Source organism: Neisseria sicca, from assembly GCF_003044565.1.
In the GTDB taxonomy this organism is placed as follows: domain Bacteria; phylum Pseudomonadota; class Gammaproteobacteria; order Burkholderiales; family Neisseriaceae; genus Neisseria; species Neisseria sicca_A.
Genome location: NZ_POXG01000002.1, coordinates 304,758 through 318,139, shown reverse-complemented (window position 1 = coordinate 318,139; position 13,382 = coordinate 304,758). Strand labels below are relative to the sequence as shown.

Here is a 13,382-nt window from a genome sequence, read left to right as displayed (position 1 = left end):
ACCTTTTTGTATAGGAGATGTGCAAGGATACACGGCAATTGCTTTTTCATTCCGTCGGGCGAAATGCTGTTGTTGAGTCTACCCGTCGATTTGCCAGCTATTGATGGGGAGGAAGTGGGTGCAGAACCGCCATTCGTGTACCGCTTGATCATCAATATAGGCGTTTGGTTTGGGTAGAAATGCTTGGAAACATTCCGATATGCCCAATTCTTCTGCGCTGCGACGGGCGTAGTCGGCTCCTCCGCTGCTCCAAAGGTAAAGCATATGTCCGTTTTCATGCAGGTGGTGAACTTGGCGGATGACTTCGGGCATGGGAATGCGTGTACTGCCTACGCTTCGGACGAGGGTGTCGTCCACATCAATGAAAATAACGGAAGGTCTGCTCATCGGTTTGATTGTTTCGAAATGGGTAGATAATTCAAATAGGGTCGTCTGAAAAAAGGTCGTCTGAAACTTTTCCTATTTCTTTATGATTGTTTTATTCAATCTGCCGCTTTATTTGTTAAAACGGGCTTACTGGTTCTCCCGTATCCATTTTTCCCAACGCTCAAACAGGGCGGGTTGTAGGGCGGCGATGACGGAGCGTTTGAAGACGTGTTCGCCGCTCCAGAAGTCGTCGCCTTCCAAAGTGGACAGGTTGCCGCCTGCTTCTTCGAAAATCAGCGCGCCGGCGGCGTAGTCCCACAGTTTTTGCCCGCCGTGGACGTAAACGTCGTAGCGTCCGCTGGCGAGGTAGCACCAGTCGAGTGTGCTGCTGCCCATGCTTCGGATGGTGCCGAAGGGGGCGAGCGTGCTCATGCGGCTGGTGAGTTTGCCGGAGCGCAGGTATTTGATTTCGACGCCTGCGATGGCTTCGCTGAGTTTTTTGTCGACGGTGCGCAGGGGGAGTTGTGTGCCGTTGAGGTATGCGCCTTTGCCGCGTTCGGCGTAGAAACATTCGCCGCTGACGGGGTTGTAGATGATGCCGAGTTCGGCGCGACCGTTTTTGACGAAGGCGACGGAAACGGCGAAATGGGGCAGTCCGTTGACGAAGTTGTTGGTTCCGTCTATGGGGTCGACGACCCACAGCCCGTCGGTATGCGCGTGCATTTTCCAAAGGGTGGTTTGTTCTTGAACGCTCATTTCTTCGCCGAGCATGGGGCTGTCGATCAACAAGGGCAGGGCGGCGGCGAAGGCGGTTTGGGCGGCGAGGTCGGCTTCGCTGAGCATGGAGCCGTCTTCTTTGCGGTGCGACGGGGTATTCAGGAAGCGCGGCATGACTTCGGTTTGCGCGATGTGCCGGACGACTTTTTGCAATCGGTGTAACACTTTTTGTCCTTGTTTTTGCGGTTGGGGTGCGAAATCGTATAATCGCGTTATTATATCTGTTTTCACTTGAAGAACCATGTCCAGATTTTATCTGCCTGATGCTTTATATGCGGGGCAAGTCGTTGAACTGCCTGATAATGTTGTGCGTCATTTGAATGTTTTGCGCGTGCGCTGCGGGGAAGAGGTCGTTTTGTTTAACGGCAATGGCAAGGCGTATCCCGCGCGTTTGGATGTTTTGGAGAAACGCCGCGCCTGTGCGGAAGTGTTGCGCGAGGAGGAGGCGGACAACGAATCGCCGCTGAAAATCACGCTGGTGCAGTCGGTATCGAGCGGCGAACGCATGGATTTTACTTTGCAGAAAAGCGTGGAGTTGGGCGTGATGGCGATTCAGCCGGTAATCAGCGAACGCTGCGTCGTGCGCCTGAGCGGCGAACGGGCGGATAAACGGGTGGCGCGTTGGCAGGAAATTGTGGTGTCTGCCTGCGAACAAAGCGGCAGGAATATGGTGCCGGAAGTGCGCCCGTTGCTGCCTTACCGCGAGGCTTTGAAACAGATGTCGTCTGAAACGACCAAGCTGTTGATGAGTTTGAACCGCGCCCAAAGTTTGCGTGCCGTCAAGCCGTTTTCAGACGACCTGATTTTTATGGTGGGGCCGGAAGGCGGCTGGACGGACGAGGAGGAGAGGATGGCGTTTGAGTCGGGATTTCAGTCGGTAACGCTGGGCAAGAGGATTCTGCGGACGGAAACCGCTTCGCTGGCGGCGATTGCGGCGATGCAGACGCTTTGGGGGGATTTTGTGTAATCGAGGTCGTCTGAAAACGGGATATGGAAACGTAAATTTTTAGATGGTTTGAAAAGTAAGTTTCATTGAAATCATATGTTTATATTTGTTTTTCAAACCATTGCGCGCTTTACCTGTTTTACTCCTTCGCGGCGTTGGGCAATTCATCCGTTTTCGCTTACAATAGCCGATTATCCGAATCAACGCTCAAAGGCCTTCACATGCAATACGCCAAAATTTTAGGTACCGGCAGCTATCTTCCCGCCAACCGCGTCAGCAACGACGATTTGGCGAAAAAAGTCGATACGTCCGACGAGTGGATTACCACCCGTACCGGCATCAAGTTCCGCCATATTGCAGATGAAAGCGAAAAAACCAGCGACCTCGCCGCCGAAGCATCACGCCGCGCGCTGGTTGCAGCGGGTGTCGCTGCCGATGAAATCGATTTAATTATCGTGGCGACCGCTACCCCCGATATGCAGTTCCCGTCCACCGCAACCATCGTCCAGCAAAAGCTCGGCATAGCAAACGGCTGCCCTGCGTTTGACGTACAGGCAGTCTGCGCAGGCTTTATGTACGCCCTGTCCACTGCCAACGCCTACATCAAAAGTGGCATGGCGAAAAAGGCTTTGGTCATCGGCGCGGAAACGTTCAGCCGCATCGTGGATTGGAACGACCGCACGACCTGCGTTTTGTTCGGCGACGGTGCAGGCGCAGTAGTGTTGGGCGCGTCCGACGAAGCGGGCATCATCCACAGCAAACTCAAAGCCGACGGCAACTACCTCGACCTGCTCAATGTACCCGGTCAAATCGCCAACGGGCAAGTTTGCGGTTCGCCTTACGTCAAAATGGACGGGCCGGGCGTGTTTAAATTCGCGGTCAAAATGCTCGCAAAAATCGCCGACGAAGTCATCAGCGAAGCAGGTTATACCCCCGATCAAATCGACTGGCTCGTGCCGCATCAAGCCAACAAACGCATCATAGACTCCACCGCCAAACACTTGGGTCTGGACATGGAAAAAGTCATCCTGACCGTACAGGAACACGGCAACACATCCGCCGCTTCCATCCCGCTCGCGCTGGACGTCGGCATTCAAAACGGTCAAATCAAACGCGGACAAAACCTGCTGCTCGAAGGCATAGGTGGCGGCTTCGCATGGGGCGCGGTGCTGGTGAAATACTGATATTTTGTTTGTTTCAAACTTATAGTGGGTTAAATTTAAACCAGTACGGCGTTGCCTCGCCTTGCCGTACTATCTGTACTGTCTACGGCTTCGTCGCCTTGTCCTGATTTAAATTTAATCCACTATAGAAGGTCGTCTGAAACTGCGTCGGTGCGGTTTCAGACGACCTTTTTGATAGGAGCGCCGGGATTCGTATTTTGAAGGCTGGGTTAGCTGTTTAACGTCTATAAAAGATTCAGGGTGGTATCCGAAACGTATGCTAGGCAACAGGGAAGATGATGTTATCTCTGCTGAACATTCAAAAGGTCGTCTGAAAACGTGCAACTTCAGTTTTCAGACGACCTTTCGTCATTTAAGCCTTATGGAAATCCACATAATACGGAATTCGGGTAGGCTGCTCCTCCGGCATTATGTGGAAAGCCTGTATCAAGTGTTTTTATTTGTTACTGCGTGTACCGCCGAAACCGATAGAAAAGGTTGGATTGGCAATTTTCCCTGCGATCGCGTCGGCGTTGGGTCCGAAAAGGCCCAGTTCGTAGTCGCCGATATCGGTATATTGTTGCGCCGGACCATTGCTGGCTTGGGCCATATCGGCATTGCTTCGTACGCCAATGACTTCCTGTCCATCAAGATGGATTTTTTCAAGATTGCCTTTGTTCAGCCTAATCTCTCCGGCATCTAGCTGAAGCCCTGCAATTTCTCCCTCGCCTGTACGCTCGTCAAAATCGATGGTGTAGCTCAAATAGCCTGGGCGTGCGCCGGCAACAAGATCGGCATCTGTGGGATTAGTAAATTTGTTAAAAGCCAAGCCGTTATAAATCACCTTGCCCATCTTAGGCAGAGCTGCTTCAGGCGTAGGCGTGCCGCCGATTTCGATATGGGTTCTCTCATCAGAAGAACCATCATTCGCCTGTATTGTTTTCGTAAGCCCTGTAACAGTGGAATAGGGAAGTTCGTAAAGCCGCTTCACGCTGTCATCCGGCATATTTATGAGCGTCAGGGTTAGTTTTTGTGAAGCCGATGGGTCGGTCGACGGTTTGGTAGCAGGCGTTTGCGGCTTGGTGTTATTTGCTGTTTGGGTGGTGGGTGAATCGCCGCCACCGCTGCCACAGGCTGCCAGTGCGACTGCGAGGATGGTCAAAGAGAGGGCGCGTGATAGGTTTGTCATGATATTTTCCCTAAGTTAGTTATCGACAATGTAAAGGATAATGTAAAGATATTCTTCTGGTATGAAGATACTTATTTTCTTATGTTTTTTAAAATTTTTCAATAGCTTATTTTATTTAAAGGCGGGCAGTTTATGGATGATGGTTAAGGATGTTTTTTCATTTGATTACACTGAGGCGGTTGGTGACTCTCTGAAAAATCTTTGTATCCAGTCATGTCTTTTCCAAATGGTTTAGCCAATGTTGCAGGCAGATTCTGGCTCTGTCTCATGCTATAGTGGATTACCTTTAAATCAGGACAAGGCGACGAAGCCGCAGACAGTACAGATAGTACGGCAAGGCGAGGCAACGCCGTACTGGTTTAAAGTTAATCCACTATAAAAAGGTCGTCTGAAAACGTGCAGTTGCTTCAAACCGACACCATTTCAGACGACCTTTTATTTATTATGGTTAAAATGCACATGGATTATGATAAATTGGTATAATTTCAAAACTGATTATCCAATACATTTTTTCCTAATATAAAAATAAAATGAACCATAATAAACATTACGGGACAATCGCCCATTGGTTCGGGGAAATGAGCCGCGGCTCCATTATTTGCGACGAATCTTCGCAACGCATCTTTGCCAACCGCCAATCCCTCCACCCCGATTATCAAGAACCTGAAACCGGACACCGTGTCAGCTTTCAAATAGAAACGGAAAACAACCGCGCCGTCGCAAGGGATGTCGAGCACGTCAATCCGGGTTATAAAAACAATGACAGCGCGGTCATTACGCTGACCGACTGGGATTGGTCGAAGAATGGTGGTTATGGAATGGATGTTTCAAACGAAGGGCAGCCGGTGTTTGTGCTGGGACAGTTTCTTGCCGACCAAACCCGTACGCCTAGGGCGGGCGACCGCCTTGAAGGCACGCTCCGCCGCCATCCCAACGGACAATGGCTGCTGGTCAATGCCGTTATCCGCAGTACGCCTGAGTCCGAACCCGAGCCTGAATCGATACACGCTGCGCCCGCCCAAAAAGCGCAAGGTCAAACCGTACACTTTTTCCGTCCGGAGCACGGTCCTAAAGTTCAAGCCAAAATCGAGCAGCCGTTGGTTGCCGAAACCCGTTATCCCGCTCCGAAATCCGCCCAAAAGAATCTGCTGCCGCCCAATCAGGTCATGAGCGGTACGATTACTACATGGGACGATGCCAAAGGCTACGGCTTTATCCGTTTTGGCGACGAGTCTCAAAATATTTTCTTCCACATCAGCGCCTACCATTACAATACCTGTCGTCCGCAAACAGGTCAGCGCGTCAGCTTCTACTGCAACCGCCCGATAGAAGGCAACCGCCAGCAAGCCATCAAGGTGGTTCGGCTGGGCGACGAAGCATTCCTGTTTGACGAATTGCCCCCCGACCATAACAGGCTCAATATCGATATGCAGGCACTCCTGATCAACAGCGTCATCGCCGTCGTTTTCCTGACCGTTGTCGCCGTGTTGTCCAATAAGCTGTTTTTCATTTACGTCCTCATCAGTATTGCCGCCTTCATTCTCTATCAACAGGACAAGCAGACGGCGATTGAGTCCGCGCGCAAAATCAGACGTAAAAACGAATACCAAAACCGTATCCCTGAAAACAAATTGCACGCATTCAGTCTGTTGGGTGGCTGGCCCGGCGCATTGGTTGCGCGCGCCGCATTCCGCCACAAAACCAAGAAAGTTCCTTTTGTTCAGATTTTCTGGCTGACAGTGGCAATAAATGTTGCCATTACCTATGCCCTGCTGATACATTACGCCGACAATCCTCTGACGAATTTTCTGAAAAACTAAACTGAAACAAAGGAATATCATGTCTTTTGCATTTTTCTTCCCCGGTCAGGGTTCGCAAAGCCTCAATATGATGGACGGCTTCGCAGGACAATCGGTCGTAAAAAACACCTTCGATGAAGCTTCCGCTGTCTTGGGTCAAGATTTGTGGGCAATGATTAACGGTACGGATGCCGACCTCATCGGGCAAACCGTGAATACCCAGCCCATCATGCTTGCCGCCGGTGTTGCCGTTTACCGTGCTTATCTTGAAGCGGGTGGCAAAACGCCTGCCGTCGTTGCCGGCCACAGTCTCGGTGAATACACCGCACTTGTCGCCGCCGGTGCATTGGATTTTGCGGATGCAGTCAAACTCGTCCGCCTGCGTGCCGAATTGATGCAGTCCGCCGTGCCGCAGGGCGTAGGCGCGATGGCGGCGATACTCGGCTTGGAAGATGAACAGGTTAAAGCCATTTGTGCAGAAGCCGCGCAAGGCGAAGTGGTCGAAGCCGTCAACTTCAATTCGCCCGGACAAGTCGTGATCGCGGGCAATGCCGCCGCCGTCGAGCGCGCCATGAACGCCGCCAAAGAAGCGGGAGCCAAACGCGCGCTGCCGCTGCCTGTATCCGTTCCTTCGCATTGCAGCCTGATGAAACCTGCCGCAGAGAAACTTGCCGAAGCACTCAAAACCGTTGAAATCAAACAACCGCAAATCCGCGTCATCCATAATGCCGATGTTGCCGCTTACGATGATGCCGAGAAAATCAAAGACGCACTTGTCCGCCAGCTTTACAACCCTGTACGTTGGACGGAAACCGTTAACGCACTCGTTGCCGAAGGCATTACCGAATCCTCCGAATGCGGACCGGGCAAAGTGTTGGCAGGTTTGGCAAAACGCATCAACAAAGAAGCCGCGTGCAGCGCTTTGACTAATTCCGAACAAGTCGCTGCCTTTATCGAAGCGCATTAAACTTGCCGCCTTGTATGTTTCAGACGACCTTTCTTAATGAAAGGTCGTTTTTTAATGTCTGTTGGTTGTGTTCGGATAGGGAAGGGGATAGCAACAGGGGGATGTTTTATAGTGGATTAACTTTAAACCAGTACGGCGTTGCCTCGCCTTAGCTCAAAGAGAACGATTCTCTAAGGTGCTGAAGCACCAAGTGAATCGGTTCCGTACTATCTGTACTGTCTGCGGCTTCGTCGCCTTGTCCTGATTTAAAGTTAATCCACTATACATTCCGGTTTACTATTAATTTATTTTGAACATTTAAGGTCGTCTGAAAAAACTTTACAGAAATAAAAATCGTTATTCATTTAAAAACAGCAATTTCGTCGCATCGGTAACTTCATTGCGATATAATCATAGGCTTTACCAATCCGACAGATTGACAAAATATTCAATCTGCATTAATCCGGAACACCGAGCCAATGATAGAAAAACTGACCTTCGGCCTGTTTACCCAAGAAGATTCGCGCAGTTTCATGCGCTTGATGGCTTATATCCGCCCTTATAAAACACGCATCATCTTTGCTTTAATTGCTATCTTCGGCGTTGCCGCTACCGAAAGCTATCTCGCCGCCTTTATTGCCCCGCTGGTCAACCAAGGCTTCGCCCCGCCTTCTGCGCCGCCCGAACTCAACACCGCAGGCGGCATCATCGCTACGCTGCAAAACTGGAAAGATCAATTTACCTACCTGATTTGGGGTACGCCCAATAAAGTCTGGGTTGTGCCGGTATTTTTTATCTTTTTGGTCATCATTCGCGGCATCAGCCGTTTCGTCAGTACCTATCTCTTGACTTGGGTTTCCGTCATGGCAATCAGTCATCTGCGCCGAGATATGTTTGCCAAGATGCTGCAACTCTCTTCCAAATTTCATCAGGAAACCCCGTCCGGCACGGTGTTGATGAACATGGTGCAAATGGCGGAATCATCCATCAGCAACGCCAGTAATGTCTTTATCGTTTTGACCCGCGATACCATGATTGTCATCGGTTTGGTCTGCGTTCTACTGTATTTGAACTGGCAGCTCAGTCTGATTGTCGCCCTGATGTTCCCGCTGTTGTCTTTGTTGTCCCGTTATTACCGCAACCGTCTGAAAGACATCATTGCCAGCGCGCAGCAAAGTATCGGTACGCTGAACAACGTCGTTAACGAAGTCCACCAAGGACACCGCGTGGTCAAACTCTTTGGCGGTCAGAAGAAAGCGTCTGAACGCTTTGCCGAAGTCAATGACACCATCGTCCGTCTCGGTAAAAAAATCACGCAAGCCAGCGCCGCACGTTCTCCGTTCAGTGAACTGATTGCGTCGTTTGCTTTGGCTGTCGTGATCTTTATTGCCCTTTGGCAGAGTCAGCAAGGCTATACCACCATCGGTGAATTTATGGCATTTATCGTTGCCATGCTGCAAATGCTCGGTCCGATCAAAAACTTGGCGAACATCAGCATTCCCATGCAGACCATGTTTATCGCTTCGGATGCGGTTTGTCAGTTCCTTGATACCGAGCCTGAGCAAGACAAGGGCACCAAACATCTGAAAAACGTTTCAGGTCGTCTGAAATTCGAAAACGTCGATGTCCGCTACCACGAAGACGGTAAAAAAGCCTTGGATGGATTCAATCTCAACATCCGCCAAGGGGAACGCGTTGCTTTGGTCGGACGTTCAGGCAGCGGCAAATCCACCGTCGTCAACCTGCTTCCGCGTTTTGTCGAACCAAGCTCCGGCGCGGTTTATTTGGATGATGCCAACATCGAAGACATTAAACTCGACAACCTGCGCTCCCAATTCGCCCTTGTTTCCCAAGATGTTTTCCTGTTTGACGACACCCTTTTGGAAAACGTCCGTTACAGCCGTCCCGATGCCACTGAAGAAGAAGTATTGGCAGCCCTTAAAGCCGCGAATTTGCAAGACTTGGTTGACAGCTCGCCATACGGCTTGAACCAACCGATAGGCGCAAACGGCAATCAGCTCTCCGGCGGTCAGCGTCAACGTGTCGCCATTGCCCGCGCCATTTTGAAAGACGCTCCCATCCTGCTTTTAGACGAAGCCACCAGCGCACTGGATAACGAATCCGAACGCCTCGTCCAACAAGCCCTCGAACGCCTGATGGAAAACCGCACCAGCATCATCGTTGCCCACCGCCTGACCACCGTCGAACAAGCCGACCGCATCATCGTTATGGATGAAGGCCATATTGTCGAACAAGGCACGCACAGCGAGCTGATGGCTCAAAACGGCTATTACTCCATGTTGCGCAATATGCCGAAACAGGCAGCAGGTTGATTTTCAGACGACCTGTCGGTCAGTTTAAGGACGATTTGCTTAAGAGGTCGTCTGAAAACACCGAGCTGCAAGACAAGGAAGGCTGCCGAACAGACAGAAAGGAACTATCCGCATGAATCATCAAGCCCAGTCCCCCACCGTCTCCGTGATGATTCCTTACTACAACTGTAAGGAATACATCGTAGAAACCGTCCAGTCCATCCTTAGCCAAAGCCATCAGAATTTTGAAATCATCATTGTTGATGACGGCTCCGACCCGGAACACGCCGATTATTTGAGGGAGTTTCTGGCGGACAAGCCCGCCATACGTTACGCCGTACAAAACAATCAAGGCGTTGCCGCCGCCCGAAACCATGCAGCGCGACTGGCGGGGGGTAAATACTTCCTGTTTCTTGATTCAGACGACCTCATCCTGCCGGATTACATCGAAAAATGCGTCGCGGTTTTGGAAAACAATCCCGACTGCAAGCTGGTGTATCCGTTGGCAGAATATTTTGATGCGCAAGAAGGTTTGTGGAATCTGCCGGATTATGACGGTTTGGAAAGCCTGTTGACGGGCAACCGTTTCCCTTCATCCGTCTCCATGCACCGCGCCGAAGATTTTGCCGCCTTGGGTGGATTTGATGAAAACCTGACGACACATGAAGACTGGGACTTTTGGATACGCCTCTTAAGCAACGGCGGAACCGTTATCCGTATTCCGGAAGTGTTGTTCCGCTACCGCAAACGCCGTGACGGGTCATCGCTGATTAACCGCTTGGAACAAAATCCTGATTTAAACCGCGAAGACTGGCAAAAAGTCTACGAAAAAAACCGCGCGCTGTTTATGCAACATCATTTGGGATATTCCGACTGTATTCAAAAAATATTCTTACTAGAACAACAAATCCAATCTTTATCCGAGCTAAACCTTCAATTGCGAGAAGACAATACCAATATGCAAAATCAAAACCAAGAATTGCAGCATGTAATGGCAAAACTGCTGCAACAAACCGAACTGTCTGCCAAGCAGACCGAGTCTCTGCAACAGCAAATCGACATGTTGATGCAGTTGATGGTGCGCAGCCAGGCAGCAGAAGAGCAATCGAAAGAACAAGAAAAACAAATCGAACTGCTGAAAAAACAAATCGATACCTTGCAGCAGGAAAAACAGTCGCTCGAACACACCATCCATACCTTGAACGAAAACAGACAATCGTTTGATCAAGCCATACACGGACTCAATGAAAACCGTGCTTTATTGGAACAGCACATCCGTCAGGAAAGCCAACGGTTGGCGAAATACAAAGGCTTGTGGACGGTTAAGGTATTCAAGCCGTTCGTTAAAACCGAACAGGCCATCAGCTCTGCCAACCGCTACCGCAAAGGCTTCCGTCTTTTGGTGCGCGAGAAGGGCAGTATCGGCAAGGCATATCAGTTTTTACGCCGCCATTACAAGCAAACCCATTCGATTAAAAGCGTGAAACAGCTTTTAAAAACAGTTGGTTCTTCGCCCGTTGTTGCACAGGAAGTGCTTGGCGTTCAGGCCGACCCGATTCCGCAAACATTTATCCAGCGGTTGACCAAACACGCTGCCGATACGCTTGCACCTAAAGTTGCCATCATTGCCGAACTCAGTATTCCGCAATGCAAAAAATACCGCGTTATCCAAAAGCAGGAAATGCTTGAAGAGCTGGGTATTCCTTGTTCCGTGACTTCATGGACGGACAGCAACGAAGCCAAGAAACAGATTTCTTTGGCAAGTTTGGTGATTTTCTACCGCGTTCCCGGTTTTGACAGCGTAATGGATTTAATTGCGGAATGCCGTCGTCTGAACATCAAAACATTATGGGATGTTGATGATCTGATTTTTGACGAAGATGTCCTGAAAACCAGCAGCACCATCAACTCGCTTGAACCGGCTGAAAAAGAAGGCGTAATCAACGGCGCGAAACTTTACCGTCAAGCCATGTTGGCGTGCGACGAAGGCATCGCTTCGACTTCTGGGCTGGCAAAAGCCATGAAGGAAGCAGGTTTGGAAACCGTTTATGTGATTGAAAACGCGTTGGATGATGAAACGCTGGCAGCGGCACACAGCATCGAGGGTCGTCTGAAAAAACAAGAAGACGGTTTGATTCGGATTATTTACGGTTCGGGCACCAAAACGCACAATATCGACTTTTTGGAAGCCGCTCCCGTGCTTGCCAACATATTGAAAGAAAATCCGAATGTCAGGTTCAGAATCATCGGCTATTTGGAGCTGCCCGAATATTTCGACGAAGTACAAAGCCAAATCGAGCGCATCCCATTTTGCAACTATACGGAATACCTGACTTATTTGTCCGAATGCGACATCAGCATTGCGCCTTTGGAAAACTTCGTTTTCAACGATGCCAAGAGCAACATCAAATACCTTGAAGCATCAATTACCAAAGTGGCATCCGTATGTTCGCCAAGGGCGGCTTTTGCCGATGTGATTGTCAACGGCGAAAACGGCTTTCTGGCAGACAGCGAACAGCAATGGCATGAAGCGTTCGACACCCTGATTCAAAATCCCGAGTTGCGCGACAGTATGGCGCAGGCGGCATACCGTACGGTCACGGAAACATACAGCCCGCAAGCCATCGGCAGCACGCAGCTTGCACCCGCCGTCCGTTTTGAATCTGCCGCAAAAGGGAAAACCAAAGTCTTATCGTTTAATGTTTACTATCATCCGCAATCGTTTGGCGGAGCGACTATCGTTGCCGAGCAACTGAACAAACTGCTTGCCGATGAAGAAGCCTACGAAATATATGCGGTAACGACTTTGCCGATGAAGAGCTGGCTGCCGCCGTACAGCGTCATCCGTTACGAATACGGCAAAGTAACCGTTTTCGGCGTTGCCGTTCCTTCAGAAGATGCAGCCGCCCACGAAAATCCGCGTTTTGATGCAGCCGTCAAAGATATCATCGAACTCGTACAGCCCGACATCGCCCATATCCACTGCATTCAAAGCATGGGCGTCGGTATGGTCGATATTTGTCGGGAAGCTGGTGTCAAAACCCTCGTTACCCTGCATGACGCATGGTGGATTTGTCCGAACCAGTTCATGCTTGACGAAAATGAAGTCTTCCGCGAGCAATGGAATACCGAAGACGAACGGAGCAAAACCATAGCCCGCGCCTTGTCGAAAATCGATATGTTGCTTGCGCCCAGCAAATATTTTGCCGAACTGCATGAAAGAACTTTGGGCAGGAACGTCCTCGTCAACAAAAACGGCGTTACCCGCCCCTTGAGTCAAGTATCCAAACGGAAAAAAGACGTTATCCGCTTCGGCTATGTCGGCGGAAAAACCAAAATCAAAGGCGTTCATCTGATTTTGGAAGCCTTCAGGAAACACCGTTTCCCCAATACCGAACTGGTTGTCGTGGACAATATGCTCAACGTCGGCGCACGTTCGTTCTTTGACAGCGATTTCGACGGCGTGGAACGCTTCCGCATCGAACCCGCTTACAGCCAAGATACCATCGACCATTTCTTCTCGGAAATCGATGTTTTGCTGTTCCCAACCCAATGGAAAGAAAGTTTCGGTCTGACGGTCAGGGAAGCAGTGTTGCGTGATGTTTGGGTAATCGCCACGGATGCTGGCGGCGTGTCCGAAGACATTATCGACGGCGAAAACGGCACAGTCATTCCGTTTGACAGCGGCGTGGAAGAATTGAGCCGCGCTATTGCCGAAGTTTGCGAACGCTATCAAGCAATGGACGACGGTGCAGTCATTGAACTGCCGAAAAGCCATATTCGGACTTTTGCGGAACAAAAAGACGAATTGGCAGGCCTATATCAAGAAATACTGTCGAACCAAGCAGATTGATGTTTTCAGACGACCCTTTCGATGGCGACAA

8 protein-coding genes and 1 pseudogene are annotated in these 13,382 nt (G+C 50.2%); 6 read left to right on the top strand and 3 right to left on the bottom strand.

Annotated elements, in window-relative coordinates:
- Nucleotides 1-78: 78 nt before the first annotated feature.
- Together DBZ16_RS06110 and DBZ16_RS06105 are read right to left on the bottom strand one after the other, a co-directional pair.
- Nucleotides 79-417, bottom strand: a pseudogene (locus DBZ16_RS06110) (DUF705 domain-containing protein); the annotation flags it as partial.
- A gap of 96 nt (nt 418-513) precedes the next feature.
- The gene (locus tag DBZ16_RS06105) at nt 514-1,308 is read right to left on the bottom strand and encodes an inositol monophosphatase family protein (protein WP_029609862.1); all 795 of its coding nucleotides are present in this window, start codon (nt 1,306-1,308) and stop codon (nt 514-516) included.
- Nucleotides 1,309-1,384: 76 nt separating this feature from the next.
- On the opposite strand from DBZ16_RS06105, the gene DBZ16_RS06100 reads away from it, so the two are divergent.
- Together DBZ16_RS06100 and DBZ16_RS06095 are read left to right on the top strand one after the other, a co-directional pair.
- Nucleotides 1,385-2,110, top strand: coding sequence for a 16S rRNA (uracil(1498)-N(3))-methyltransferase (locus DBZ16_RS06100; protein ID WP_070654810.1), 726 nt, complete (start codon nt 1,385-1,387; stop codon nt 2,108-2,110).
- A 200-nt stretch (nt 2,111-2,310) separates the two neighbouring features.
- Nucleotides 2,311-3,273 carry a beta-ketoacyl-ACP synthase III gene (locus DBZ16_RS06095; RefSeq protein WP_107813325.1) on the top strand — a complete coding sequence of 321 codons (963 nt, stop codon included), beginning with the start codon at nt 2,311-2,313 and terminating at the stop codon, nt 3,271-3,273.
- A 436-nt stretch (nt 3,274-3,709) separates the two neighbouring features.
- Here DBZ16_RS06095 and DBZ16_RS14895 read toward each other — a convergent pair whose 3' ends face one another.
- Entirely contained in the window at nt 3,710-4,441 is a 732-nt protein-coding gene (locus tag DBZ16_RS14895; protein WP_159070306.1) for a factor H binding protein domain-containing protein, read from the bottom strand.
- A 530-nt stretch (nt 4,442-4,971) separates the two neighbouring features.
- On the opposite strand from DBZ16_RS14895, the gene DBZ16_RS06080 reads away from it, so the two are divergent.
- The 4 genes from DBZ16_RS06080 to DBZ16_RS06060 all read left to right on the top strand — a co-directional run bounded on the left by DBZ16_RS06080 (nt 4,972) and on the right by DBZ16_RS06060 (nt 13,351).
- Nucleotides 4,972-6,261, top strand: coding sequence for a DUF1294 domain-containing protein (locus tag DBZ16_RS06080; protein WP_107813323.1), 1,290 nt, complete (start codon nt 4,972-4,974; stop codon nt 6,259-6,261).
- Between the two features lie 19 nt (nt 6,262-6,280).
- Nucleotides 6,281-7,207: an ACP S-malonyltransferase gene (gene fabD / locus DBZ16_RS06075; RefSeq protein WP_107813322.1), complete on the top strand. Its 927-nt coding sequence runs from the start codon at nt 6,281-6,283 to the stop codon at nt 7,205-7,207.
- A 458-nt stretch (nt 7,208-7,665) separates the two neighbouring features.
- The gene (gene msbA / locus DBZ16_RS06065) at nt 7,666-9,519 is read left to right on the top strand and encodes a lipid A export permease/ATP-binding protein MsbA (RefSeq protein WP_107813321.1); all 1,854 of its coding nucleotides are present in this window, start codon (nt 7,666-7,668) and stop codon (nt 9,517-9,519) included.
- Nucleotides 9,520-9,631: 112 nt separating this feature from the next.
- Nucleotides 9,632-13,351, top strand: coding sequence for a glycosyltransferase (locus tag DBZ16_RS06060; RefSeq protein WP_107813320.1), 3,720 nt, complete (start codon nt 9,632-9,634; stop codon nt 13,349-13,351).
- The last annotated feature ends 31 nt before the right edge of the window (nt 13,352-13,382 follow it).

Bases quoted from the DNA above. Each gene is read 5' to 3' on its own strand.
- DBZ16_RS06100 (WP_070654810.1), top strand. From the start codon at position 1,385: ATGTCCAGATTTTATCTGCCTGATGCTTTATATGCGGGGCAAGTCGTT.
- DBZ16_RS06080 (WP_107813323.1), top strand. From the start codon at position 4,972: ATGAACCATAATAAACATTACGGGACAATCGCCCATTGGTTCGGGGAA.
- DBZ16_RS14895 (WP_159070306.1), bottom strand. From the start codon at position 4,441: ATGACAAACCTATCACGCGCCCTCTCTTTGACCATCCTCGCAGTCGCA.
- DBZ16_RS06095 (WP_107813325.1), top strand. From the start codon at position 2,311: ATGCAATACGCCAAAATTTTAGGTACCGGCAGCTATCTTCCCGCCAAC.
- fabD (WP_107813322.1), top strand. From the start codon at position 6,281: ATGTCTTTTGCATTTTTCTTCCCCGGTCAGGGTTCGCAAAGCCTCAAT.
- msbA (WP_107813321.1), top strand. From the start codon at position 7,666: ATGATAGAAAAACTGACCTTCGGCCTGTTTACCCAAGAAGATTCGCGC.
- DBZ16_RS06060 (WP_107813320.1), top strand. From the start codon at position 9,632: ATGAATCATCAAGCCCAGTCCCCCACCGTCTCCGTGATGATTCCTTAC.